This is a genomic window from Paenibacillus sp. FSL M7-0420 (genome assembly GCF_038002345.1).
Taxonomy (GTDB): domain Bacteria; phylum Bacillota; class Bacilli; order Paenibacillales; family Paenibacillaceae; genus Paenibacillus_AQ.
On sequence record NZ_JBBOCJ010000001.1, the window covers coordinates 7,422,877 to 7,447,099 of the forward strand.

Annotated in this window: 19 protein-coding genes, 10 tRNA genes and 3 rRNA genes; 31 read left to right on the forward strand and 1 reads right to left on the reverse strand. The window is 53.5% G+C overall.

Going from position 1 to position 24,223, the window contains the following annotated elements; all coding sequences use genetic code 11:
• Positions 1–40: 40 nt before the first annotated feature.
• The 25 genes from dnaX (at position 41) to MKX51_RS32195 (ending at position 16,997) form a co-directional block, all read left to right on the forward strand.
• Positions 41–1,759: a DNA polymerase III subunit gamma/tau gene (dnaX, locus tag MKX51_RS32075; RefSeq protein ID WP_445322092.1), complete on the forward strand. Its 1,719-nt coding sequence runs from the start codon at positions 41–43 to the stop codon at positions 1,757–1,759.
• Between the two features lie 49 nt (positions 1,760–1,808).
• Positions 1,809–2,120 (forward strand): YbaB/EbfC family nucleoid-associated protein, encoded by a 312-nt coding sequence (locus MKX51_RS32080; protein WP_036698884.1) that lies wholly within the window; start codon positions 1,809–1,811, stop codon positions 2,118–2,120.
• A 36-nt stretch (positions 2,121–2,156) separates the two neighbouring features.
• Positions 2,157–2,756 carry a recombination mediator RecR gene (recR, locus tag MKX51_RS32085; RefSeq protein WP_036698882.1) on the forward strand — a complete coding sequence of 200 codons (600 nt, stop codon included), beginning with the start codon at positions 2,157–2,159 and terminating at the stop codon, positions 2,754–2,756.
• Positions 2,757–3,018: 262 nt separating this feature from the next.
• Positions 3,019–3,225, forward strand: coding sequence for a DUF2508 family protein (locus tag MKX51_RS32090; protein WP_445322093.1), 207 nt, complete (start codon positions 3,019–3,021; stop codon positions 3,223–3,225).
• A 28-nt stretch (positions 3,226–3,253) separates the two neighbouring features.
• Complete coding sequence (locus tag MKX51_RS32095; RefSeq protein ID WP_076084856.1) at positions 3,254–3,520, forward strand: pro-sigmaK processing inhibitor BofA family protein; 267 nt, start codon at positions 3,254–3,256, stop codon at positions 3,518–3,520.
• A 306-nt stretch (positions 3,521–3,826) separates the two neighbouring features.
• Positions 3,827–5,387, forward strand: a 16S ribosomal RNA gene (locus MKX51_RS32100).
• 124 nt (positions 5,388–5,511) lie between these two features.
• Positions 5,512–5,628 (forward strand): 5S ribosomal RNA (gene rrf, locus MKX51_RS32105).
• Positions 5,629–5,675: 47 nt separating this feature from the next.
• Positions 5,676–5,752: transfer RNA gene (locus MKX51_RS32110), tRNA-Ile, on the forward strand.
• Between the two features lie 96 nt (positions 5,753–5,848).
• A tRNA-Ala gene (locus MKX51_RS32115) sits at positions 5,849–5,924 on the forward strand.
• Between the two features lie 204 nt (positions 5,925–6,128).
• Positions 6,129–9,055, forward strand: a 23S ribosomal RNA gene (locus MKX51_RS32120).
• The 16S, 23S and 5S rRNA genes sit together here with 10 tRNA genes alongside, the layout of an rRNA operon.
• An 80-nt stretch (positions 9,056–9,135) precedes the next feature.
• Positions 9,136–9,227, forward strand: a tRNA-Ser gene (locus MKX51_RS32125).
• A gap of 24 nt (positions 9,228–9,251) precedes the next feature.
• Positions 9,252–9,328, forward strand: a tRNA-Met gene (locus MKX51_RS32130).
• A 9-nt stretch (positions 9,329–9,337) separates the two neighbouring features.
• Positions 9,338–9,413 (forward strand) — tRNA-Val (locus MKX51_RS32135).
• A 33-nt stretch (positions 9,414–9,446) separates the two neighbouring features.
• Positions 9,447–9,522: transfer RNA gene (locus MKX51_RS32140), tRNA-Thr, on the forward strand.
• 18 nt (positions 9,523–9,540) lie between these two features.
• Positions 9,541–9,618, forward strand: a tRNA-Asp gene (locus tag MKX51_RS32145).
• A 137-nt stretch (positions 9,619–9,755) separates the two neighbouring features.
• A tRNA-Phe gene (locus MKX51_RS32150) sits at positions 9,756–9,831 on the forward strand.
• A 4-nt stretch (positions 9,832–9,835) separates the two neighbouring features.
• Positions 9,836–9,918 (forward strand) — tRNA-Tyr (locus MKX51_RS32155).
• An 11-nt stretch (positions 9,919–9,929) separates the two neighbouring features.
• Positions 9,930–10,002, forward strand: a tRNA-Lys gene (locus MKX51_RS32160).
• Positions 10,003–10,167: 165 nt separating this feature from the next.
• Complete coding sequence (locus MKX51_RS32165; protein ID WP_340945648.1) at positions 10,168–11,250, forward strand: PucR family transcriptional regulator; 1,083 nt, start codon at positions 10,168–10,170, stop codon at positions 11,248–11,250.
• Positions 11,251–11,359: 109 nt separating this feature from the next.
• Positions 11,360–12,481, forward strand: coding sequence for an ABC transporter ATP-binding protein (locus MKX51_RS32170; RefSeq protein ID WP_036726231.1), 1,122 nt, complete (start codon positions 11,360–11,362; stop codon positions 12,479–12,481).
• 229 nt (positions 12,482–12,710) lie between these two features.
• A complete protein-coding gene (gene hprK / locus MKX51_RS32175) occupies positions 12,711–13,649 on the forward strand; it encodes an HPr(Ser) kinase/phosphatase (protein ID WP_036726232.1) in 939 nt (312 codons plus the stop codon).
• 12 nt (positions 13,650–13,661) lie between these two features.
• A complete protein-coding gene (gene lgt, locus MKX51_RS32180) occupies positions 13,662–14,684 on the forward strand; it encodes a prolipoprotein diacylglyceryl transferase (protein WP_340945646.1) in 1,023 nt (340 codons plus the stop codon).
• Positions 14,685–14,692: 8 nt separating this feature from the next.
• The gene (ppaX, locus tag MKX51_RS32185; RefSeq protein ID WP_340995263.1) at positions 14,693–15,352 is read left to right on the forward strand and encodes a pyrophosphatase PpaX; all 660 of its coding nucleotides are present in this window, start codon (positions 14,693–14,695) and stop codon (positions 15,350–15,352) included.
• Positions 15,349–15,840 (forward strand): acyltransferase, encoded by a 492-nt coding sequence (locus MKX51_RS32190; protein ID WP_340995264.1) that lies wholly within the window; start codon positions 15,349–15,351, stop codon positions 15,838–15,840. The genes ppaX and MKX51_RS32190 overlap by 4 nt, the downstream gene beginning before the upstream one ends.
• Positions 15,840–16,997: an acyltransferase gene (locus MKX51_RS32195; RefSeq protein WP_340995266.1), complete on the forward strand. Its 1,158-nt coding sequence runs from the start codon at positions 15,840–15,842 to the stop codon at positions 16,995–16,997. Before MKX51_RS32190 ends, MKX51_RS32195 begins: the two co-directional genes overlap by 1 nt.
• Before the next feature lie 93 nt (positions 16,998–17,090).
• Here the strand turns inward: MKX51_RS32195 and gntK are convergent, their stop codons facing one another.
• Positions 17,091–18,629, reverse strand: a complete 1,539-nt coding sequence (gntK, locus tag MKX51_RS32200) for a gluconokinase (protein ID WP_445322094.1) — start codon at positions 18,627–18,629, stop codon at positions 17,091–17,093.
• A 269-nt stretch (positions 18,630–18,898) separates the two neighbouring features.
• Between gntK and MKX51_RS32205 the strand changes: the two genes are divergently transcribed.
• From MKX51_RS32205 to hisA, 6 genes are all read left to right on the forward strand, one after another.
• The gene (locus MKX51_RS32205; protein ID WP_340995270.1) at positions 18,899–20,116 is read left to right on the forward strand and encodes an ATP phosphoribosyltransferase regulatory subunit; all 1,218 of its coding nucleotides are present in this window, start codon (positions 18,899–18,901) and stop codon (positions 20,114–20,116) included.
• An 86-nt stretch (positions 20,117–20,202) separates the two neighbouring features.
• Positions 20,203–20,847: an ATP phosphoribosyltransferase gene (hisG, locus tag MKX51_RS32210; RefSeq protein ID WP_036726240.1), complete on the forward strand. Its 645-nt coding sequence runs from the start codon at positions 20,203–20,205 to the stop codon at positions 20,845–20,847.
• Positions 20,848–20,883: 36 nt separating this feature from the next.
• Positions 20,884–22,194: a histidinol dehydrogenase gene (gene hisD / locus MKX51_RS32215; protein WP_340995272.1), complete on the forward strand. Its 1,311-nt coding sequence runs from the start codon at positions 20,884–20,886 to the stop codon at positions 22,192–22,194.
• Positions 22,181–22,792, forward strand: a complete 612-nt coding sequence (gene hisB / locus MKX51_RS32220) for an imidazoleglycerol-phosphate dehydratase HisB (RefSeq protein WP_340995274.1) — start codon at positions 22,181–22,183, stop codon at positions 22,790–22,792. The genes hisD and hisB overlap by 14 nt, the downstream gene beginning before the upstream one ends.
• Position 22,793: 1 nt before the next feature.
• The gene (gene hisH, locus MKX51_RS32225) at positions 22,794–23,414 is read left to right on the forward strand and encodes an imidazole glycerol phosphate synthase subunit HisH (RefSeq protein WP_340945625.1); all 621 of its coding nucleotides are present in this window, start codon (positions 22,794–22,796) and stop codon (positions 23,412–23,414) included.
• Positions 23,415–23,456: 42 nt separating this feature from the next.
• The gene (hisA, locus tag MKX51_RS32230) at positions 23,457–24,206 is read left to right on the forward strand and encodes a 1-(5-phosphoribosyl)-5-[(5-phosphoribosylamino)methylideneamino]imidazole-4-carboxamide isomerase (RefSeq protein WP_340995277.1); all 750 of its coding nucleotides are present in this window, start codon (positions 23,457–23,459) and stop codon (positions 24,204–24,206) included.
• Positions 24,207–24,223: the final 17 nt, after the last annotated feature.

The following is a 24,223-nucleotide window of genomic DNA, read 5'->3' on the forward strand; positions in this document are numbered from 1 at the left end:
CGCGCTGTACCGTGCCTGGCGGCCGCAGTCGTTTCAAGATATGGTAGGGCAGCAGCATATTATCCAGACGCTGCAGAATGCGATCCGTGAACAGCGGGTTTCGCATGCCTATCTGTTCAGCGGACCGCGGGGAACCGGTAAGACGAGTGCGGCCAAGGTATTGGCCAAGGCAGTCAACTGCGAGCGGGGCCCGGGTCCTGAGCCCTGCAATGAGTGTCCGTCCTGCCTGCGGATTACGGCAGGCAACATCATGGACGTTCAGGAGATAGATGCGGCATCCAACCGGGGCGTTGAAGAGATTCGCGATCTGCGGGATAAGGTGAAATATGCACCTACCGAAGTACGCCGTAAAGTGTATATTATTGATGAAGTGCATATGCTGACAACAGAGGCTTTCAATGCCCTGCTGAAGACGCTCGAAGAGCCTCCGCAGCATGTGATGTTTATACTGGCGACTACCGAGCCGCACAAGCTGCCGGCTACGATTATCTCGCGTTGCCAGCGGTTTGACTTCCGCCGGGTCTCACTGGAGGAACAGACGGGCCGCCTGACCGAGATTTGCCAGAAGGAAGGCATTACAGCAGATGCAGATGCTCTCCAGTATATCGCCCGCCTGTCTGACGGGGGAATGCGGGATGCGCTCAGCATCCTGGACCAGATCTCATCCTTTACAGATGGGAATGTGACCTATCAGCAGGTGCTGGGAATGACCGGGGGCATCCCCTCCGAGCAGTTCGCGCGTCTGGCGAACGCTATTCTTGAGAGTGACATGGGGCAGCTGCTGGAGCTTGTGGAGCAGATGATGCATGAGGGTAAGAGCGCAGATAAGTGCCTTGAGAATCTTTTGTATTACTTCCGCGATTTACTGATGATCAAGATGGTGCCTGGAGCGGATCAGCTAACGGACCGCGTGCTGAATCCGGCAGATTTCCGCGATATGGCTAAGGCCTTTACCCGCGACCGCTTATTCCTGATTGTGGAGACGCTGAGCCGTTATCTGGGAGAGATGAAGTATGCTACACATCCGCAGACCATATTCGAGGTAGCGCTGATGAAGCTGTGCAGCGGTCCGCAGGAGGCTGCTGCTCCGTCTGTAGGCGATCCGGCAGTGAATGCAGCCGCGCCTGCAGCTGCGAATGGTTCTCCGCAGGTACAGTCCGGTGAGCTGGATCAGCTCAGAGCGCAGATTGCCGCGCTGGAGAAGAAGCTGGAGCAGGCTATTCAAGCCGGCGGGGTTGCCGGCGGCGGGCGGGAGCAGGCGCCGCAGCGCACTGCCCCGCCAAGCGCTCCGCGCGTATCCTCGGCCTCTAAGCTTCCCCCGCAGCTGGATAAGTTTATTGCGGGTAAGGACAGTCCTGATTTTAACGCGGTCTATAAGCAGTGGAGTCTTGTTCTTCAGGGTGTGAAGGAAGAGAAGGTCACGGTACACGCGTGGTTTGTGGACGGTGAGCCGGTGGCGGTGATGGAAGATGCCGTGCTGGTTGCCTTCAAGAATACCATTCACCGGGATACTACCGAGAAGCCTGCAAACCGGCAGGTCATCGAGAACGTAATGAATGCCAAGCTGGGTAAGCCATTCCGGCTGGTAACGATGATGATGCGCGACTGGAATGAAGCTGCGACGAAATCCGCGGCTTCGGCCGGAACAGAGGAGCTGCGTCTGGAGCATGAGCACGAGAGCGGCGAAGGCAAGTCCGAACCATGGATTGATGAGGCGATCCAGCTCTTTGGAGAAGACCTTGTTGTCATAAAAGAATAAGGATTCAGCTATCAGCGCGAACAAGCGCATCCCAAAGGAGAGATGATCTATGAATAATATGAACCAAATGATGAAGCAGGTTAAAAAAATGCAGGAGCAGATGCTCAAAGCCCAGGAAGAGCTGGGCAGCAAGACGATTGAAGGTTCTTCCGGCGGCGGCGTGGTTACCGTTCAGGTGAACGGACACAAGAAATTGCTGTCCATTCAGATCAAACCGGAGGTAGTTGATCCGGAGGATATCGAAATGCTGCAGGATCTGGTGATCACTGCTGTTAATGATGCTCTTACCCAGGCAGAAGAGTTGGCGAACAACGATATGGGTAAATTCACAGGCGGAATGAAGATTCCTGGCTTGTTCTAGGCTTACTCCACTCCCTGCCAAAGGAGAACCGATACTTTGTATTATCCAGAACCGCTAGCCAAGCTAATAGAAGCTTTTACACGTTTGCCCGGGATTGGTCCGAAGACAGCTGCCCGGCTGGCCTTTCATGTATTGAACATGAAGGAGGACGAGGTGATTGATTTCGCCAAAGCCCTGGTCAGCGTCAAGCGTAATCTTCATTATTGCTCGGTCTGCTGCAATATTACGGATACCGACCCGTGCCGGATCTGCCAGGACAAAACCCGCGATGCTTCGGTAATCTGTGTGGTTCAGGACTCGAAGGATCTGGTGGCTATCGAACGAACCAAGGAATTTGACGGCTATTATCATGTGCTCCAGGGTGCAATTTCGCCTATGGAAGGCATAGGGCCGGATGATATAAGGCTGAAGGAGCTGCTGACCAGACTCAGCGATGAGCGGGTGAAGGAGCTGATTATGGCTACCAACCCCAACATTGAAGGGGAAGCCACCGCCATGTATATCTCGCGTCTTGTCCGTCCCTTTGAGATCAAGATCACCAGGATAGCCCATGGCTTGCCTGTAGGCGGCGATCTTGAGTATGCGGATGAGGTAACCCTGTCGAAGGCGCTGGAAGGCCGTCGTGAGCTGTTCTGAGTGTTGTGCTGTTGTATTATAAGTGTATGGAGCCTTCGGGCTCCTTTTTTGTTTCCCGGAGAGCCGCTGATATTCTGCTAAAAGTTGTGCTAAGTCCCCTCTCCCGGTTCTAAGTTTGTCCCTATTCCGATATGTATGAGATTAACGGGTGTGAATCACCGGTTGCATCTGCAGTTATTCATATCTCTTGGGAGGGATTGCAATGGGTTGGTGGAGTGCCAAATGGCTGAGCGGAAATACGGGGAAGGAAAAGGCAGTGGAGATGGAAGAGGAATGGGGCGCGGTGTACCATGAGGTGCGTAAAGCCCAGTCTGAATGGGAGCGGGCCTATCTGATGTTTGATGAGGCTCTCGGCCAGGATCAGATTGACTATGCGATCTATATCCTGGAGGCGGCTGAGCGTAAATATCAGATACACCTTAAGGATGCCAAGCGGCTGGGGCTTAACCGGAGCCAGCTGCAAGTATGAACAGACTGAGTCAGCGAGGAGGAGAACGATGCTAAGAACTGTTGCAATGGGTGTGCTGATTATATCTGCAGCGCTGCTGGTCCTGATTGTATTCAGGAAAAGACTGGGCTGGGCATGGCTGAGCGTATTTGGAACCCATCTTATATTAGCGGCGCTCGGGATTTATATCGTTAATTTCTCAGGAGTTGTAAGTGATCTGCACATTCCGCTTAACCCTACAACCATAGGTGCTGTAACCATTCTTGGACTGCCGGGAGTGGCGCTGTTATTGGGATTAAAATTAACTTTGTTTTAGAGGTTGACGAAGGCTCCTGATTCATGATACATTAAGTCTCGGCCCTTTGGACAGGAGATCTTCGGATCACTTGCTGGAAGCTAAAGCGAAAAAAGAAATTAAAAAAACGCTTGACTGAAACAAGGGTGCTGTGATATATTATAAAGGTCGCTGCTGAGACAAACATCAACGACAAAAGATGAGACATTGATCTTTGAAAACTGAACAACGAGTGAGTGGGAAATCACTTCGGTGAGATCCAAAATTAGAGAATGTAATCATTCTCGTCAGATGTTTCAAAATGAGCAATCGCTCTTTCTAAATACCAATTTGGAGAGTTTGATCCTGGCTCAGGACGAACGCTGGCGGCGTGCCTAATACATGCAAGTCGAGCGGAGTTTGAGAGGAAGCTTGCTTCCTTTCAAACTTAGCGGCGGACGGGTGAGTAACACGTAGGCAACCTGCCCTCAAGCCTGGGATAACTACCGGAAACGGTAGCTAATACCGGATAATTTCTTTTTTCTCCTGAGGAGAGAATGAAAGGCGGAGCAATCTGCTGCTTGGGGATGGGCCTGCGGCGCATTAGCTAGTTGGTGGGGTAACGGCCCACCAAGGCGACGATGCGTAGCCGACCTGAGAGGGTGAACGGCCACACTGGGACTGAGACACGGCCCAGACTCCTACGGGAGGCAGCAGTAGGGAATCTTCCGCAATGGGCGCAAGCCTGACGGAGCAACGCCGCGTGAGTGATGAAGGTTTTCGGATCGTAAAGCTCTGTTGCCAGGGAAGAACGTCCGGTAGAGTAACTGCTGCCGGAGTGACGGTACCTGAGAAGAAAGCCCCGGCTAACTACGTGCCAGCAGCCGCGGTAATACGTAGGGGGCAAGCGTTGTCCGGAATTATTGGGCGTAAAGCGCGCGCAGGCGGTTATTTAAGTCTGGTGTTTAAACCTTGGGCTCAACCTGAGGTCGCACTGGAAACTGGGTGACTTGAGTACAGAAGAGGAAAGTGGAATTCCACGTGTAGCGGTGAAATGCGTAGATATGTGGAGGAACACCAGTGGCGAAGGCGACTTTCTGGGCTGTAACTGACGCTGAGGCGCGAAAGCGTGGGGAGCAAACAGGATTAGATACCCTGGTAGTCCACGCCGTAAACGATGAGTGCTAGGTGTTAGGGGTTTCGATACCCTTGGTGCCGAAGTTAACACAGTAAGCACTCCGCCTGGGGAGTACGGTCGCAAGACTGAAACTCAAAGGAATTGACGGGGACCCGCACAAGCAGTGGAGTATGTGGTTTAATTCGAAGCAACGCGAAGAACCTTACCAGGTCTTGACATCCAACTAACGAAGCAGAGATGCATCAGGTGCCCTTCGGGGAAAGTTGAGACAGGTGGTGCATGGTTGTCGTCAGCTCGTGTCGTGAGATGTTGGGTTAAGTCCCGCAACGAGCGCAACCCTTGACTTTAGTTGCCAGCAGGTGAAGCTGGGCACTCTAGAGTGACTGCCGGTGACAAACCGGAGGAAGGTGGGGATGACGTCAAATCATCATGCCCCTTATGACCTGGGCTACACACGTACTACAATGGCCGGTACAACGGGAAGCGAAGCCGCGAGGTGGAGCCAATCCCAGCAAAGCCGGTCTCAGTTCGGATTGCAGGCTGCAACTCGCCTGCATGAAGTCGGAATTGCTAGTAATCGCGGATCAGCATGCCGCGGTGAATACGTTCCCGGGTCTTGTACACACCGCCCGTCACACCACGAGAGTTTACAACACCCGAAGTCGGTGGGGTAACCCGCAAGGGAGCCAGCCGCCGAAGGTGGGGTAGATGATTGGGGTGAAGTCGTAACAAGGTAGCCGTATCGGAAGGTGCGGCTGGATCACCTCCTTTCTATGGAGAATCGTTTCCTGCAACGGAAACATTCAAATCGGAAGCTTCGCTTCCACAATAGAACCTTCGGGTTCGGACACTCACTCGTGTTCAGTTTTGAAAGAGCAAGTCTCTTTCGTATGCGTTTGGTGGCGATAGCGGAGGGGTTCCACACGTACCCATCCCGAACACGACCGTTAAGCCCTCCAGCGCCGATGGTACTTGGACCGAAGGGTCCTGGGAGAGTAGGACGCCGCCAAGCGGACAATCAATTCATTGATTGCTTCACTACTGTAAGTTTTGTTATATGGGCTTTTAGCTCAGTTGGTTAGAGCGCACCTCTGATAAGGGTGAGGTCGGTGGTTCGAGTCCACCAAGGCCCACCATATAACAATCTGAAATTGAATAGTAAGTACCGGGGTCCCCGAAAAGTAATCGGAATTAACCTCGAAGCTACACCTCACTTTTTGGGGTGATTATATGGGGCCATAGCTCAGCTGGGAGAGCGCCTGCCTTGCAAGCAGGAGGTCAGCGGTTCGATCCCGCTTGGCTCCACCAAAACTTCTTTACAACAGTATATGCACATCATCTGTTATTCCGAACATCACAGTCGTGATTGTTTCATAATAACAGCAACTTGATCCTTGAAAACTGGATACCGAAACGAATTTGCGTTTTAGAACATTCCTTTAAGCTGAACTTGTGTAAACAAGTTTTGAATTAATGGCGATGCTAAGCGGTTTTCCTAACGGAAAACGCATTGGTTAAGCTACTAAGAGCACACGGAGGATGCCTAGGCGCCAGGAGCCGACGAAGGACGTGGCGAACAACGAAACTGCCTCGGGGAGCTGTAAGCAAGCTTTGATCCGGGGGTGTCCGAATGGGGAAACCCAGCTGTGGTAATTCGCAGTTACTCGTATCTGAATACATAGGATACGCAGAGGCAGACCAGGGGAACTGAAACATCTAAGTACCCTGAGGAAGAGAAAACAATAGTGATTCCGTCAGTAGCGGCGAGCGAACGCGGAACAGCCTAAACCAAGGGGCTTGCCTCTTGGGGTTGTGGGACGTCTCACATGGAGTTACAAAGGAATAGAGTAGGCGAAGAGGTCTGGAAAGGCCCGCGATAGAGGTAAAAGCCCTGTAGCCCAAACTGTGTTCTCTCCGAGACGGATCCCGAGTAGTGCGGGGCACGTGAAACCCCGTATGAATCCAGCAGGACCATCTGCTAAGGCTAAATACTACCTGGCGACCGATAGTGAAACAGTACCGTGAGGGAAAGGTGAAAAGCACCCCGGAAGGGGAGTGAAATAGAACCTGAAACCGTGTGCTTACAAAAAGTCAGAGCCCTTTCTATGGGTGATGGCGTGCCTTTTGTAGAATGAACCGGCGAGTTACGTTTAACATGCAAGGTTAAGGTGAGAAGCCGGAGCCGCAGCGAAAGCGAGTCTGAATAGGGCGACTGAGTATGTGGACGTAGACCCGAAACCGTGTGATCTACCCCTGTCCAGGGTGAAGGTGCGGTAACACGCACTGGAGGCCCGAACCCACGCATGTTGAAAAATGCGGGGATGAGGTGGGGGTAGCGGAGAAATTCCAATCGAACTCGGAGATAGCTGGTTCTCCCCGAAATAGCTTTAGGGCTAGCCTCGGTGAATGGAGTGGTGGAGGTAGAGCACTGATTGGGTGCGGGGCCCGCAAGGGTTACCAAGCTCAGTCAAACTCCGAATGCCATTTACTTCTTGCCGGGAGTCAGACAGTGAGTGCTAAGATCCATTGTCAAAAGGGAAACAGCCCAGACCATCAGCTAAGGTCCCCAAGTGTGTGTTAAGTGGGAAAGGATGTGGAGTTGCACAGACAACCAGGATGTTGGCTTAGAAGCAGCCACCATTGAAAGAGTGCGTAATAGCTCACTGGTCGAGTGACTCTGCGCCGAAAATGTAACGGGGCTAAACACACCACCGAAGCTATGGCTAGATACGTATGTATCTGGGGTAGGGGAGCGTTGTATATACGTTGAAGGTGTACCGTAAGGAGCGCTGGAGAGTATACAAGTGAGAATGCCGGTATGAGTAACGAAAAGATCAGTGAGAATCTGATCCGCCGAAAGCCCAAGGTTTCCTGAGGAAGGCTCGTCCGCTCAGGGTAAGTCGGGACCTAAGGCGAGGCCGACAGGCGTAGTCGAAGGACAACAGTTTGAAATTACTGTACCACCGTAATCCGCTATGAGCGATGGGGTGACGCAGGAGGGTAGTGACGCGGACTGATGGATGTCCGTCTAAGCAGTGAGGCTGGTGTGTAGGCAAATCCGCACATCGTAAGGCTGGGCTGTGATGGGGAGCGAAAATTATAGTAGCGAAGGTCATGATCTCACACTGCCAAGAAAAGCCTCTAGTCAGGAGAAGGTGCCCGTACCGCAAACCGACACAGGTAGGCGAGAAGAGAATTCTAAGGCGCGCGGAAGAACTCTCGTTAAGGAACTCGGCAAAATGACCCCGTAACTTCGGGAGAAGGGGTGCCTCGGTAGGGTGAATAGCCCGAGGGGGCCGCAGTGAAAAGGCCCAAGCGACTGTTTAGCAAAAACACAGGTCTGTGCGAAGCCGCAAGGCGAAGTATACGGGCTGACGCCTGCCCGGTGCTGGAAGGTTAAGGGGAGCGGTTAGGGGTAACCCGAAGCTGTGAACCGAAGCCCCAGTAAACGGCGGCCGTAACTATAACGGTCCTAAGGTAGCGAAATTCCTTGTCAGGTAAATTCTGACCCGCACGAATGGCGTAACGACTTGGGCGCTGTCTCAACGAGAGATCCGGTGAAATTTTAATACCTGTGAAGATGCAGGTTACCCGCGACAAGACGGAAAGACCCCATGGAGCTTTACTGCAGCTTGATATTGAATTTGGGTACGATCTGTACAGGATAGGTGGGAGCCGGTGAGGCAGGAGCGCAAGCTTCTGCGGAGGCGCCGTTGGGATACCACCCTGATCGTATCTAGGTTCTAACCTAGTACCCTTAGCGGGTATGGGGACCGTGTCAGGCGGGCAGTTTGACTGGGGCGGTCGCCTCCTAAAGAGTAACGGAGGCGTTCAAAGGTTCCCTCAGAATGGTTGGAAATCATTCGCAGAGTGCAAAGGCATAAGGGAGCTTGACTGCGAGACCTACAAGTCGAGCAGGGACGAAAGTCGGACTTAGTGATCCGGTGGTACCGCATGGAAGGGCCATCGCTCAACGGATAAAAGCTACCCTGGGGATAACAGGCTTATCTCCCCCAAGAGTCCACATCGACGGGGAGGTTTGGCACCTCGATGTCGGCTCATCGCATCCTGGGGCTGAAGTAGGTCCCAAGGGTTGGGCTGTTCGCCCATTAAAGCGGTACGCGAGCTGGGTTCAGAACGTCGTGAGACAGTTCGGTCCCTATCTGTCGTGGGCGCAGGAAATTTGAGAGGAGCTGTCCTTAGTACGAGAGGACCGGGATGGACGTACCGCTGGTGCATCAGTTGTTCCGCCAGGAGCATGGCTGAGTAGCTACGTACGGACGGGATAAGCGCTGAAAGCATCTAAGCGTGAAGCCCCCCTCAAGATGAGATTTCCCAGTATGTAAGACCCCTTGAAGACGACGAGGTAGATAGGTTGGAGGTGGAAGTGCAGCAATGCATGGAGCTGACCAATACTAATCGGTCGAGGGCTTATCCAAAAAATAATTCGCAGATTCGTTTCGGATTCAGTTTTCAGGAATCAATTTCCTGTGCGGATTTACATGGCTACCATTAATTTGGAGAGATACCCAAGTGGCTATAAGGGGACCCTCTGCTAAGGGGTTAGACTGCGTAAGCGGTGCGAGGGTTCGAATCCCTCTCTCTCCGCCATTATAAATCCAATACTTGTAGTGTGGCGGCGTAGCTCAGCTGGCTAGAGCGTACGGTTCATACCCGTGAGGTCGGGGGTTCGATCCCCTCTGCCGCTACCATACATACCCGGAGGCTTAGCTCAGCTGGGAGAGCATCTGCCTTACAAGCAGAGGGTCGGGGGTTCGAACCCCTCAGCCTCCACCATTTTTATGTTCGAATTGTATTGCCTTACACCGTGCCGGTGTAGCTCAACTGGTAGAGCAACTGACTTGTAATCAGTAGGTTGGGGGTTCAAGTCCTCTCGCCGGCACCATTTTTTACAATAAATTGTGGAACCGTGGTGTAGTTGGCCTAACATGCCTGCCTGTCACGCAGGAGATCGCGGGTTCGAATCCCGTCGGTTCCGCCATTTTTAATGGCTTAAGGGATGAGAATTCCCTGGGTTCGTTGAAGCATAGGCATCGTAAGGAATACTTCGCAATCTCGTAACGGAGTGAAGAGTATCCCGTCGGTTCCGCCATTTTTTTGTTTTTAGGTTTTTTTTATGGCTCGGTAGCTCAGTCGGTAGAGCAAAGGACTGAAAATCCTTGTGTCGGGGGTTCGATTCCCTCCCGCGCCACCATCATGGAGGCTTAGCGAAGTGGCCAAACGCATCAGACTGTAAATCTGCTCACGTACGTGTTCGGTGGTTCGAATCCATCAGCCTCCATCCCTTTTTAGGAGCCATTAGCTCAGTTGGTAGAGCACCTGACTTTTAATCAGGGTGTCGAAGGTTCGAGTCCTTCATGGCTCATCTTAAGTCAAACGGTCATCACTTTAGGGTGGTGGCCTTTTTTGTATTTTGATACATGATACAAGTCTGCTCGTAAGCGCAAATTCCGCATTTTACAGCAAAATATGATAAAATAAGCGAAAAAAGCAAAAGTGGTGGAGAATGGTGATGATGGATAGTGAGGGTTTGCGTCAAAAATTGGAGCAACTCACCGGAAAGAGGACCGGAATCAAGCAGCTGGGGAGACAGCATTCCGCTTCACTTTTTGGCATAGGAACGGATAAGGATCAGGAACTGCCGGTCATTCATGAGGGTTATCTCTGGCTTCCCCTCTATGAGAATGATGGCCGTGTTACAGCAGTGTGGGTGGAGACAGAGGGGCTGTCGCCGCTGGAGCTGGAGCTGGTGAATTATGCCGGACGCAATTTTGCGGTAGCGCTGAAGGCAACCGGGTTCAAGGAAGAAGGGGAGATGGAGGCGCGGCAGCTTAGCGGCTGGCTGAATGCCCAACTGGAGCAGGAGAAGGACGATGCGGAGATCCCGGATGAAATCTCGCTGAAGGGCCGGCTGTTCGGAGATATGATTCCGTTCATGCTGGTAAGCGAGAATGTTCATAATCCGCAGATGACGTATCGCTCCTTAATGAAGCTGCTGCGCAGTTATTTCGAGAATGATGTATTGCTGGTTCCCCTGCAGGATAAGGAATGGTTAATTTTAGCCCGTAAGGAACTCCTCACAGGCGGAGATGATAAAGAGGATGAGGAAGAGAGTGCTGAGGATCTGCTGTCACAGACTTCTATGGGGCTGCATGAACTGATTGCCAGCGAGTGGGTTGGCGTCTTCCATCTGGCGGTCTCTCCAGCCATTATCCCGGTTAAAGGTCTGACAGGAGCAGTCGCCTTGCTGCGGGAGACCATTATTCTTGGCCGTATCTTCCAGGTAGGCGATTATATTCATCTGCCGTGGGAGCTGCACATGGAGCGGCTGGTTAACAGTATTCCGGATGACCGGCGGAGACAGCTGCTGGGCCAGATCGGTGATTACACGGCGGTACTGGCGGATAAGGAAATGCTGCTGACGCTGGAGAGTTTTTTTGAAATGGACTGCAATGTCAGTGAAACCGCCAAGAAGCTGTACATTCACCGCAACACGCTACTCTACAGGCTGGACAAGATCAAACAGGAGACGGGGGCCGATGTCCGCAGCTTTGGGGATGCCGCTATTGTGAAGCTTGCCATGTTATTGTATAAAGTGACGAAAAGAAAATAGGTTTTTTGTGAACCTTGCAAATAGCCATGAGGCCGGCTCTGGGGTAAGATAAGTGTACAAGAAAGCGTTTGATTTTCTAATCCAATACTAGACTCGAGGGGGAAATACAATGGCAGGCGTACGTTTAGAGCATATTTTCAAAAAATACCCGGGTTCCGATAAAGCAACAGTAATCGATATCAATCTTGATATTAAAGATAAGGAATTCCTCGTACTGGTTGGTCCTTCCGGTTGCGGTAAATCCACAACCCTGCGTATGATCGCTGGTCTGGAAGAAATCTCTGAAGGTAAAATGTACATTGGTGACCGTGTAGTGAATGACGTTGCTCCTAAAGACCGTGATATCGCGATGGTATTCCAATCCTACGCCTTGTACCCGCACATGAGTGTATATCAGAACATGGCTTTCGGTCTGAAATTGCGCAAAGTGAAGAAAGAAGAAATCGACAAGAAAGTGCGCGAAGCAGCGAAAATCCTGGATATCGAGCACTTGCTGGAACGCAAACCTAAGGCACTGTCCGGTGGTCAACGTCAACGTGTCGCTTTAGGCCGCGCAATCGTCCGTGATCCACAAGTCTTCTTGATGGATGAGCCTCTTTCCAACTTGGATGCTAAGCTTCGTGGTCAAATGCGTGCTGAAATCACTAAGCTGGTGAAACGCCTTGAAACTACTTGTATCTATGTAACGCATGACCAGACAGAAGCAATGACGATGGGTGACCGTATCGTAGTTATGTACGATGGTATCATCCAGCAGGCAGCTTCCCCTGAAGAACTGTACAATGAGCCTACGAACCTGTTCGTAGCCGGATTTATCGGTTCCCCTACCATGAACTTTATCAACGGTACTCTTTCCGAAGTGAACGGCGCTGTCCGTTTCCGTGCAGAGAACCTTGATGTTGAAGTTCCAGGCGGCAAAGCTACAATCCTGCGTAACAAAGGCTTCATCGGTAAAGATGTAATCATGGGCGTTCGTCCAGAAGACATTCATGAAGAGCCAGTGTTCCTGGAAGCTTCCCCTAACACAATCTTCACTTCGATGGTTGATGTTACGGAAAACCTGGGTCATGAAATGCTCCTCTACTTGAGCGGTCTTGGCAATAACACTGTAATTGCGCGTGTAGATGGACGTTCCACTACCCGTGAAGGCAGCAAGCCTAGATTGGCCATCGACATGAACAAAGTCCACATCTTCGACAAAGAATCCGAACTTAACGTTCTGCTGGGATAAGATCTCTGCAGGGTGAACATAGTTTATAATGAAGAAAGCCGCCTGGTTAGGCGGCTTTTTCTTGTAATGATCATGGTGGAATGGAACGATAACCGCTGGGGTTAAGATTGCATTCACTGGCATAATCCATTAAGATAGCAGGAGAATTACCTGTAGCTGGAATGGATAAAGATGTAACCGGTATGCGGGGAAGCGGCATAAGCCGCGGGTGACGAAAGGACGGACATATATGGCTAAGAAGGTAAAAGTATCGGAATTGGTGCAGCATTTTCAATTAGAGGTAGTATCCGGACATGAAGGTCTGAAGAGACCGATCACAGTGGATGATTTGAACCGTCCCGGGCTGGAAATGGCCGGTTATTTCGAATATTATCCGGAAGAACGTGTGCAGCTATTAGGCAAAACAGAGCTGGCTTTCTTCTCTATGCTCTCAGAGGAAGAACGGAAAAGCCGGGTACGCGGAATCTGTAACGACAATACCCCTTGTATTGTCATTACTCGTGCGCTGGATGTACCCCAGGAGCTTGTAGACATCAGCAACGAGAAGGGACTTCCCGTGCTTCGCAGCTCGATGGCGACCACGATTTTCTCAAGCAGACTGACCAGCTTCCTTGAGGGCAGACTGGCACCGACAGCAACAATTCACGGTGTTCTCTGTGATGTATATGGGGTAGGGATGCTGATTACAGGCACCAGCGGCATTGGTAAAAGTGAAACGGCACTGGAACTCGTTAAACGCGGTCATCGCCTGATTGCCGATGATGCGGTGGAGATCCGTCAGACCTCGGATAATCAGCTTCATGGTACCGCACCGGAATTAATCCGTCACCTGCTGGAGATCCGCGGTGTCGGGATTATTAATGTTATGACGCTCTTTGGGGCAGGTGCTATCCGTAATCACAAGCGGATTACCCTGGTCGTCAGACTGGAAGCCTGGCAGCAGGACAAGCAGTATGACCGTCTGGGACTGGATGAGGAGACGACACGGATTATTGATACCGATGTGCCGCTGGTTACCATCCCTGTCCGTCCGGGACGTAACCTCGCTGTCATTATCGAGGTGGCTGCGATGAATTACCGGCTCAAGCAAATGGGCTTCAATGCCGCGCTGCAATTTACGAATAAACTTACCGCCACCATCTCAGAAGATATGGATGATCTCGATTAGGAGTGTGAGAGCATGTTTTATTCACTAGCGATTGACCCGATTGTCTTCTCGATTGGATCACTGCCGGTGCACTGGTATGGCCTGATTCTGGGTCTTGGTGCGCTTATCGGGCTATTCCTATGTATTCAAGAAGGCAAACGCTTCAACATTCCTCAGGAGTTCTTCATGGATATGTTGCTGTTGGGCTTGCCATCGGCTATTATTGGCGCGCGGCTATACTTCGTAGCCTTCAAGTGGGAAGACTATAAGGATAACCTGCTCGATATCTTCAAGGTCTGGAATGGCGGTATTGCGATTTATGGCGCCCTGATCGGCGCGATTATCTGCGGGATTATTTATTTCCGCTATAAAGGCTATCCGTTCTGGCGCATCGTGGATATCTGTGCTCCCGGACTGCTTGCCGGCCAGATGATCGGCCGTTGGGGTAATTTCATCAACCAGGAAGCCTATGGCGGCGTGGTAGAGGAATCGTTCCTGCGGGATAAGCTGCATTTGCCGGATTTTATCGTTAATCAAATGTACATAGGGGATGCTTTTCACCATCCGACCTTCCTGTACGAATCACTCTGGAGTCTGCTGGGCATTCTGCTCCTCATGGTGTTGCGCCGCCAGAAGTTCGTACGTGCCGGAGAAATCTTCATGTCCTACTTCATCTGGTACTCCATCGGCCGCTTCTTCATTGAAGCTCTGCGTACGGACAGTCTTGCCTTTGACGGCAGCAGCGGTGTGGCAGCCTTCATTAACGGGCTGTGGAGTCCAATGAAGTGGATGGGCTTCGAGCAGGGCTATCTTGACCCGGCTTACGGGAATATCCGTATCTCTCAGCTGCTCGCACTGCTCATTATTGTTGCCGCTATTGTACTGATTATTGTACGGCGGGTTAGCGGACAGCCGAAGGCACATTACCTGGACCCGATCATCAGCACCAAACCGGCAGCGGCGGATGCTGTAGTTCCAGAGAGTGCCGCTAATACGCCACAGAAGCCTGTTCAGCCGGTGGAAGATCCCTCTGAAGATAAGGAAACAAAGGAGTAATACAATCAATGATAGAATGCGTGTTATTTGATCTGGACGGAACGATTGTGAATACAAATGAGCTGATCATTAATTCGTTCATGCATGCGCTGAAGGAGAATAATCTGCCGGCTCTGACCCGGGAACAGATCATTCCCCTGATGGGAACTACACTTCAGCAGCAGCTAGGCGCATTCTCCGGCCTGGAGCCGAAGGATATAGGGGTGCTGGAACGGTCCTACCGTTCGTACAACAATGCGCATCACGATGAGCTGGTCCGCGCTTTTCCCCATGTGAATGAGACGATGGAGGAGCTGCAGCGCCGGGGAATCAAGCTTGGGGTGGTGACCACGAAGATCCGGCCAACCACGCTCAAGGCACTGGAGATGTTCGATCTGCTGAAATATATGGAGACGATTGTTACGGTGAATGATGTGACTCATCCGAAGCCGCATCCGGAGCCGGTGCTCACGGCTGTTGCCAATCTGGGTGTTGATCCAGCCAAGACACTGATGGTTGGCGACAGTGCTGTCGATATTCAGTCTGCGAAGGCAGCAGGGGTTCGTGTAGCAGGGGTGGCCTGGTCGCTTAAGGGTGAGGCTGTGCTGCGCACCTATGAACCGGATTACATCATCCAGGAGATGAAGGATTTGTACTCTATTGTGGAGCAGGAGACTATGCAGCCGTGAGAAAGATAACCCGTTATCCCGTGGAGGGGCATAATTCGCTCTGGCATATATACCGCACGGTCAGCCCGTGGAAAGGTGTGCGCAATTTTATTTTTATCCAGATTGCCCGCTATTGCCCGATTCTGCCGCTCAAGAACTGGATTTACCGCCGGGTGCTCGGGATGAAGGTAGGCAAGCATACTGCGTTTGGACTTATGGCGATGGTGGATGTTTTTTTTCCGGAGAAGATCTCTATTGGGGAGAACACGGTTATCGGCTATAACACTACGATCCTGGCTCATGAGTATCTCATCAAGGAGTACCGGCTGGGTGAGGTTGTGATCGGCGAGAATGTAATGATTGGGGCTAACACGACTATTCTCCCTGGGGTTACGATTGGGGATGGGGCTACGGTTGCGGCGGGATCGGTGGTTCACAAAGATGTTGCTGCCGGTTCGTTCGTCGGGGGGAATCCGCTCCGTGAGCTGCGTAAACAGGAGGAATCATAATGGCTCAAAAGGAAAGAATACCACAGCTTGATATTTTTCGGGCAATCGCTATTTTTGCGGTGATCGCCATTCATGCCACTTCACGCACGTTGGCTGAGACACTGGGCACGTCCATGTTCCCTCCGTTTCTGTTTATTAACAAGTTCAGCCAGTTTGCGGTGCCTTCCTTTATATTCTTAAGCGGGTTCGTCCTGTTCTACAATTATATTGACCGTCCGCTGGGCGGGAAGGTACTGGCCAAATTCTACAGCCGCAGGCTGATCTATATTATTGTGCCTTATCTTGTGTTTACGGTGCTGTATTTTGGACTGAAAATGACGGCCGGTCATACCTGGGGGATGCCTCTTCAGGAGATGGGCGGGAAGTTCTTCAAGTATCTATGGACGGGTACGGCGTATACACATCTCTACTATATCATCATCATTATCCAGTTCTATCTGCTGTTCCCGTTGATACTCTGGTGTCTGCAAAAAGTCCGGCATCTCGCGGCATGGGCACCGGTGATCGGGCTTGCTCTACAGTGGGGCTTCGTGCTGCTTAACAAATATATGGTGAACCACGGGTACTGGAAGCTGTCCAAGGGTAGTCTGGCCATTACGTATTTCTCGTATTTCCTGCTAGGTGCGGCAATTGCCATCTACTACAGCTCGTTGAAAAAGTGGCTCGTTCCCTCCCGCGAAGGCTGGCGCTCCGGTAAAGGTATGAGTTGGGTAGTACTATGGCTCTTATGGGCCGCCGCCGGGATTGGGCACGTGGTATTGTGGTACAACAACTATACGAAGAAAACAGTGATCAACAGTCTGTGGTATGAAGGCTTCTCGAACCTGCATGCCTTGCTCTCTTGTCTGGTACTGTTCCAGCTGTCCTTCCTGCTGTACGGGGCAGGACGAAGCGTGCTGAGCAGACTGCTGCTCTCGGCCGGGGCATGCTCCTTCGGTATCTATCTGCTCCATCCGCTGCTGCTGTTCATGTACCGGAAGCTGCCGTTCCACGGCGGATCGCTGGCCTATACGGCAGCAATAGCGGGCGGCTGGCTGGTGGCCCTCCTGGGCTCCTGGCTGGTGGTTGCGCTTGCCTTCCGTTATGTGAAGCCAGCCTGGATGGTGTTCGGCTCTGCACCGCAGAAGCCGGCAGCAGCGCCAAAGGCGACAGTGTAGACTTAGGCTAAGTATAATATATTGAAAGCGCCGGCTGGCCGCATCTGCGGCTGTCCGGCGCTTTGCTGTAAGCAGGCGGTTCTGGAAAGCACGTTAGCCGGGCTGTTCCCCCGCCTGCTCGCGCTGGAAGTCGGCGATAGCCTGATATTGATCCTCCAGACTGCGGGATACCGAGATGAAGATGGGCAGCAGCTGTTTGTAGGCTTTGGCGTGGGCAGTAACCGGCTCATGCCGGTGAGTGGAGCCAATCATGCTGAAGACAGCATCCAAGGAATCGATCCGGCGGATGGCGTATAATCCCAGTACGACTGCGCCGAGGCAAGAGCTCTCGAAGCTCTCAGGGACGACTACCTCCTGATCGAAAATATCCGCCATCATCTGCCGCCATAGCTCCGAGCGGGCGAAGCCGCCGGTAGCCAGGATTCTAACGGGCTCGCCGATACATTCCTCCATGGCCAGCAATACGGTATACATATTGAAGATGACACCTTCCAGCACCGCACGGATCATATGCTCCTTACGGTGATTCATGCTTAACCCGAAGAAGGAGCCGCGGGCATCGGGATTCCACAGCGGTGCACGTTCTCCGGTCAGATACGGATGGAAGAGCAGTCCGTTACTGCCGGGCGGCACCTGCTCGGCGATCCGGGTTAATACTTCGTAGGGATCAATGCCCAGGCGCTTCGCGGTCTCCACTTCAGATGCGGCGAACTCATCACGCACCCAGCGGAAGAGCATCCCGCCATTATTCACGGGGCCGCCAATCACCCAATGCTTGTCTGTCAGGGCGTAGCAGAAGATCCGTCCTTTGGGATCGGTAAGCGGATGGTCAACTACAGTACGTATTGCACCGCTTGTGCCTATCGTTGCAGCGATTACCCCCGGCTCCATGGCCCCTACGCCCAGATTGGACAGAACGCCGTCACTGGCACCCACTACAAACGGAGTGTCTGTGAGCAGACCGAGCTTTCCGGTAAGCTCCGGAAGCAGTCCCTGCAGGATATGGGTGGTGGGGACCAGACGGGATAGCCGCTCTGGAGTAACACCGGCAATCTGGAGCGCCTCCTCGTCCCAGTCGAGCTTCTCCAGATTGAACATGCCGGTGGCAGAGGCGATGGAATGGTCAATCACATATTCTCCGAACAACCGGAAGAAGATATATTCTTTGATGGAGATGAATTTGTAGGTCTGCCGGAACAGCTCGGGCTGCTCTTCGCCCAGCCACATCAGCTTGGTGATTGGAGACATAGGGTGTATAGGCGTTCCTGTCCGCAGATACAGCTCATGTCCATTCAATTCATCCTTCAACCGCCGGGCATAGCGGCTGCTCCGGTTATCAGCCCAGGTGATACAGGCGGTGAGCGGCTTACCCGCAGGGTCTACAGCGATGACGCTATGCATAGCGGAGCTGAAGGAGACCAGCAGAATGGATTCAGGGGTTGCAAGGCTCTCCTGCATGACCGATGCTATGGTATGAATTACGGCTTCCAGAATCTGCTCCGGGTCCTGTTCTGCGACAGAGGGGGAGGGCTGATGCAGCGGATAGCCCTGATTGCTCTGAGCGACAATTGTTCCGTTCTCCTCAAAGAGGACAGCCTTCGTGCTGGTGGTTCCAATATCAACGCCAATCATATAGGATGTACTCAAGCCGTCAGTCCTTCTTTCTGCTTCTGAATTAGATACCGGGAATACTTAATGGAGGAAATAAAGTACAATCATATTAACTTATTATATTCGCCGCTTATCCCGGTGGCAAAAGGAACTCTGTAATTCAAGCGAATTGTTGACGCAAAAGGATGGTCCGTGATACGATATTGCCACTACTTTACTTTGCTACCACTTTACCATGATAAAGCATTTGATGATACCCTTTAACATATCCGATGAGGTGAACAATGAAGATGGCCAAACCAAAGGGATTTGAAAAGCCTGCCGGCGTAAGAGATTATCTCCCGCGTGCGGTAACGAAGCTGCGCAAGATCGAGAAGGATGTACTTCACTGTATGAGCCGCTGGGGCTACCGGCAGATGATTACGCCTACTCTTGAATATTACGATACGGTCGGTGTAGCCAGCTCTACATCGGATCAGAAGCTGTATAAATTGCTGAACAACCGTGGGCAGGCGCTGGTACTGCGTTCAGAAATGACGGCACCTGTAGCCCGTGTGGTCTCCTCTCTATTGAAGGATGAGCCGCTGCCGCTGCGATTGTCCTACCATGCCAACGTCTTCCGGGCCATTGAAGAAGAGGCCGGGCGGGAGGCAGAATTCTTTCAGACCGGTGTAGAGCTTGTCGGTGACGATTCGCCGGAGGCTGACGCGGAGGTAGTCGCGCTGGCAATTGCTTCACTGCAGGCGGCGGGCGTAAAGTCTTTTAAAATAGCAATTGGACATGTGGGCTTCCTCGACGGCCTCTTTCAGGAGGCGGTCTCCGGCCTGCCCCAGGCTCAGGAGGAGCTGAAGAGCCATCTGCTCAGCCGCGATTATGTAGCCTTCCGCGAGACGCTGCGGCGTCTTGAGCTGTCTGCTGCCCAGAAGCAGGAGCTGGACGGACTGCTGCGGCTGCGCGGCGGGAAGGAGATCTGCGGTCAGGCGCTGGAGCTGAGCAACCATCCGGTGGCGCGCGCATCGATCGAGCATCTGTGCAAGGTATGGGAGGTGCTGGTTGCTTACGGTGTCTCGGAGCATGTGCTGATTGATCTGACGATGATCGGTGATTTCTCTTACTATACAGGCATGACCTTCGAGGGATATGCTTCCGAGCTGGGCTTCCCGGTATGCAGCGGCGGCCGGTATGACAACCTGCTGCAGCAATTCGGGCGTCCGATTCCCTCCACCGGCTTCTCCCTGAAGACCAACCGTATTCTGGATGGAGTCTCCGGGCTGCTGGAAGAGGAAGAGCTGCCGATTCTGGTCCAGTACGATGCACTGCGGCGCCAAGAGGGTCTTGCCGAGGCTGCGAGGCTGCGCTCGGAAGGGCATGCTGTGGTTACACGGCTGGCAACCGGCCCGGAGGAGCTGAAGACCGTGAAGCGGCTGGATGCGGATACTATTCAGGCAGAGGGCGAGCTGTACGGAGAGATATACACGTTCGTATCGTTTGTCAGCGAGCACGGGTGAGCGGAGCAAGATTAAGAAATGGAACCATGAAGTCATATAGATGCAGATGTTAAAGAAGCGGAAACACGAAACGGGGGCGGGTATTGATGGCACAGATTCTTAAGGTAGCCATGCCGAAAGGCCGGATTTACAATAAAGCGGCAGAGCTGTTCCGTCAGGCGGGACTGCCGATTCCTCCCGATGGAGAAGAGTCGCGCAAGCTGGTGATTTCCTTGCCGGAGGCCGGAATGGAGTTCATTCTGGCCAAGCCGGTGGATGTGCCCACTTATGTAGAGTATGGAGTGGCGGATATCGGCATTGTCGGCAAAGATGTATTGCTGGAGGAGAGCCGCGATGTGTACGAGCTGCTGGATCTCGGGATCGCCCGCTGCCGGATGTCGATTATCGGGCTTCCGAACTGGCAGCCGGGCATTCAGCAGCGGGTAGCTACCAAGTACCCGAACGTGGCTTCACGGTATTTCCGTGAGCAAGGCCAGCAGGTGGAGGTGGTGAAGCTGAACGGCTCCATCGAGCTGGCACCGCTGATCGGGCTGGCTGACCGGATTGTGGATATGGTAGAAACCGGCCAGACGCTGAAGGATAACGGTCTGGTGGAGATGACGAGCATCTTCGAGATTACCAGCCGCCTGGTGGCGAACCGGGTAAGCTACCGGATGAAGAATGAGGAGATTCAGCAGCTGTGCGACCGGCTGCAGGCTGTTATTGCAGAACCGGGGTTGCAGGTAAAATAATATAAGCAAAACTATAAGCTCAAGGGGGAAGCGGCGGTGAAGATCCAGTCCAGTAAGGAATTTAAACTGCAGCGTGAGGTGGAATACGGCACGCCGGAGCAGAACAAGGCCGTACGTGAAATCGTGGCCGATATCAAGCGGGAAGGCGACGCGGCACTGCTCCGTTATACGGAGCGCTTCGACGGCGCTGTACTGACGCCAGCGCAGCTGCGCGTAACGCCGGAGGAGCTTGAGGCCGCCTACGGCCGGGTAGAGGAGTCCTTCGTGACGGCGATCCGCGCAGCAGCCGTGAACATCCGTGCGTTCCATGCGCGGCAGAAACGCAATTCCTGGATGGATCTGCAGCCGGACGGCACGATCCTCGGCCAGATCATCCGCCCGCTGAAGCGCGTGGGCGTCTATGTTCCCGGCGGCAAGGCGGCCTACCCGTCCTCGGTGCTGATGAACGTGATTCCGGCACAGATCGCCGGGGTGCCGGAGATCGTGATGGTGACGCCGCCTTCGACGGGCGGCTCTGAAGGTATTGATCCCTATATTCTCGTGGCCGCCGCTGAAGCGGGCGTACACGAGATCTACCGCGTAGGCGGCGCGCAGGCCATCGCCGCCCTCGCCTTCGGCACGGAATCAATCGTGCCGGTCGACAAGATCTGCGGGCCAGGGAACATCTACGTGGCCCTGGCCAAGCGCGAGGTCTACGGCGCTGTCGACATCGACAGCATCGCCGGACCGAGCGAGATCGTCGTGCTCGCCGACGATACCGCCGAGGCCGCCTACATCGCGGCCGACCTGCTCTCGCAGGCCGAGCACGACGAGATGGCGTCGGCGATCCTCGTGACGCCGTCGCAGCGTCTCGCGGAGGCGGTGGCTGCCGAGGTCGAGCGGCAGCTGCAGGCCTTGCCGCGCGAGCAAATCGCGCGGGCATCGGTAGAGAACTACGGCGCGATTATCGTCGTAGACTCGCTTGAGGAGGGCATCTCCGTGGTGAACCGGCTGGCGCCGGAGCATCTGGAGATTGTGGTGAACGACCCGATGGGGCTGACCGGCGCAATTGAGAACGCCGGAGCGATCTTCCTCGGGCCGTACAGCTCGGAGCCGGTCGGCGACTACTTCGCCGGACCGAACCATATTATACCGACGAATGGCACAGCGCGGTTCTCCTCGCCTGTAGATGTGGATGACTTCATCAAGAAGTCCAGCCTGATCTATTACAGCAAGGAAGCGCTGATGCGGGACGGGGCGGCGATTATGGAGCTTGCCCGGCGCGAGGGGCTGGAAGGCCATGCACGCGCCATCGAAATCCGGCTAACGAACGAAGCGAAAGGTGGAGACACAAATGGAGAACAATAACAACGAACTGGCGCTGCGTAAGGCCGGACTTAGCCGTACAACCAATGAAACGGACATCAAGCTAACCTTTGCCGTAGACGGCAGCGGGGTTTCGGAACTGGAGACCGATGTGCCTTTCTTGAATCATATGCTGGACTTGTTCACGAAGCATGGACAGTTTGACCTGAACGTGCAGGCACGGGGCGACATTGATATTGATGACCATCACACGGTAGAGGACATCGGCATCTGTCTGGGACAGGCTCTGCGCGAAGCGCTGGGCGACAAAAAAGGGATCAAGCGGTACGCCAGTGTCTTCGTCCCTATGGACGAAGCGCTGGCTCAGGTAGTGATTGATATCAGCAACCGTCCGCATTTTGAATACCGGGCGGAGTATCCTTCCCAGCAGGTGGGCAGCTTCTCCACGGAGCTCGTTCATGAATTCCTCTGGAAATTCGCGCTGGAAGCCAGAATTACGCTGCATGTCATCGTACATTACGGCTCCAACACCCACCATATGATAGAAGCAGTATTCAAGGCATTGGGACGGGCACTGGACGAAGCGACTATCGTAGATCCGCGTGTGAAGGGCGTACCTTCGACGAAGGGAGTGCTGTAGCATGGCTGTTGCAATCGTCGATTATGGCATGGGCAACCTGCACAGTGTCAGTAAGGCGGTAGAGCGGCTGGGGTATACGAGTCTTGTAACCTCGGATGCCGCCGAGATTCTGGCGGCAGACAGTGTCATTCTGCCGGGTGTCGGTGCCTTTGGCGATGCGATGGAACACCTCCGCGAGAGCGGAATGGATGTGGTAGTCCGGGCCGCAGCAGAAGCGGGACAGCCTGTGCTGGGCATCTGCCTCGGGATGCAGCTGCTGTTCAGCAGTAGCGAGGAGCATGGCGAGCATCAGGGGCTGGAGCTTCTGCCCGGCGCAGTGGTGCGCTTCGCCCCCCGGGACGGCTACAAGGTGCCACATATGGGCTGGAACAAGCTGAGCTTCCGCCAGCCAGAGAGTCCGCTGCTAACCGGTCTGACGGAGGGCCATGTGTACTTCGTGCACTCTTATCATGCACTTGCGGCGGACAGCGAGCTGCTGGCCGTTACAGACTACGGACATCCGGTAACGGCTATTGTGGGCCGCGGCAATGTCTACGGTATGCAGTTCCACCCGGAGAAGAGCGGGGAGCTTGGCATCAAGCTGCTGGGTAATTTCCTGAGGCTCCAGGCACAGCAGGCCTAGCCTGCCTGAATCACTAATTTGCAATGAAAGCGGGGAGTATTCATGTCTTCTTTTATCCTATATCCGGCGATTGATATCCGGGACGGCAAGTGTGTCCGGCTGCAGCAGGGTGATTATGCCCAAGAGACGATCTATAACGACAGTCCGGTAGAGGTAGCTAAGTCATGGGAAGAGCAGGGCGGGCAGTATATCCATCTGGTGGATCTGGACGGAGCCAAAGCAGGCTGCCCCGTGAATGATGCCATCATTGGAGCCATTGCGAAGCATGCGAATGTTCCTGTACAGGTCGGCGGGGGTCTCCGTACTCTTGCCGATGTCGAGAAGCTGCTGGGCCTTGGCGTCAGCCGGGTGATTATCGGAACGGCGGCCATTAATGATCAGGCTTTTACAGAAGCAGTTCTTGCCAAATACGGCGACAAAGTTGCCATCGGCATCGATGCCCGCAACGGCTATGTGGCTACGCACGGCTGGCTTAATACGTCTGAGGTCCGCGCGGAAGATCTGGCCAGAGAGCTGGCCGCCAAAGGTGCCGAGACCTTCATCTATACCGATATCTCCCGTGACGGGATGATGCAGGGGCCGAACGTGGAAGGCATTCTGTCTATGGCCAAGGCAAGCGGCCGCAGCGTAATCGCCTCCGGCGGAGTGACCAGCCTTAATGATCTGCAGCGCCTGAACGTACATAGCGGCAGCGGAATCGGCGGGGCGATTGTGGGCAAGGCGCTGTATACCGGCAATATTGTTCTGGCTGAAGCGCTGCAGGCCCTGGGCCAGTCCTCCGGATTGCGGTAAGTCTATACTAGGGAGGG

What these genes read in the sequence shown, in the direction of transcription:
- hisG (WP_036726240.1), top strand. Translation starts at nt 20,203, where the DNA reads ATGGCACAGATTCTTAAGGTAGCCATGCCGAAAGGCCGGATTTACAAT.
- hisA (WP_340995277.1), top strand. Translation starts at nt 23,457, where the DNA reads ATGTCTTCTTTTATCCTATATCCGGCGATTGATATCCGGGACGGCAAG.
- hprK (WP_036726232.1), top strand. Translation starts at nt 12,711, where the DNA reads ATGGCTAAGAAGGTAAAAGTATCGGAATTGGTGCAGCATTTTCAATTA.
- gntK (WP_445322094.1), bottom strand. Translation starts at nt 18,629, where the DNA reads ATGATTGGCGTTGATATTGGAACCACCAGCACGAAGGCTGTCCTCTTT.
- MKX51_RS32095 (WP_076084856.1), top strand. Translation starts at nt 3,254, where the DNA reads ATGCTAAGAACTGTTGCAATGGGTGTGCTGATTATATCTGCAGCGCTG.
- MKX51_RS32205 (WP_340995270.1), top strand. Translation starts at nt 18,899, where the DNA reads ATGGCCAAACCAAAGGGATTTGAAAAGCCTGCCGGCGTAAGAGATTAT.
- MKX51_RS32170 (WP_036726231.1), top strand. Translation starts at nt 11,360, where the DNA reads ATGGCAGGCGTACGTTTAGAGCATATTTTCAAAAAATACCCGGGTTCC.
- lgt (WP_340945646.1), top strand. Translation starts at nt 13,662, where the DNA reads ATGTTTTATTCACTAGCGATTGACCCGATTGTCTTCTCGATTGGATCA.
- hisB (WP_340995274.1), top strand. Translation starts at nt 22,181, where the DNA reads ATGGAGAACAATAACAACGAACTGGCGCTGCGTAAGGCCGGACTTAGC.
- MKX51_RS32195 (WP_340995266.1), top strand. Translation starts at nt 15,840, where the DNA reads ATGGCTCAAAAGGAAAGAATACCACAGCTTGATATTTTTCGGGCAATC.
- MKX51_RS32090 (WP_445322093.1), top strand. Translation starts at nt 3,019, where the DNA reads ATGGAAGAGGAATGGGGCGCGGTGTACCATGAGGTGCGTAAAGCCCAG.
- ppaX (WP_340995263.1), top strand. Translation starts at nt 14,693, where the DNA reads ATGATAGAATGCGTGTTATTTGATCTGGACGGAACGATTGTGAATACA.
- hisH (WP_340945625.1), top strand. Translation starts at nt 22,794, where the DNA reads ATGGCTGTTGCAATCGTCGATTATGGCATGGGCAACCTGCACAGTGTC.
- MKX51_RS32080 (WP_036698884.1), top strand. Translation starts at nt 1,809, where the DNA reads ATGAATAATATGAACCAAATGATGAAGCAGGTTAAAAAAATGCAGGAG.
- dnaX (WP_445322092.1), top strand. Translation starts at nt 41, where the DNA reads ATGGTAGGGCAGCAGCATATTATCCAGACGCTGCAGAATGCGATCCGT.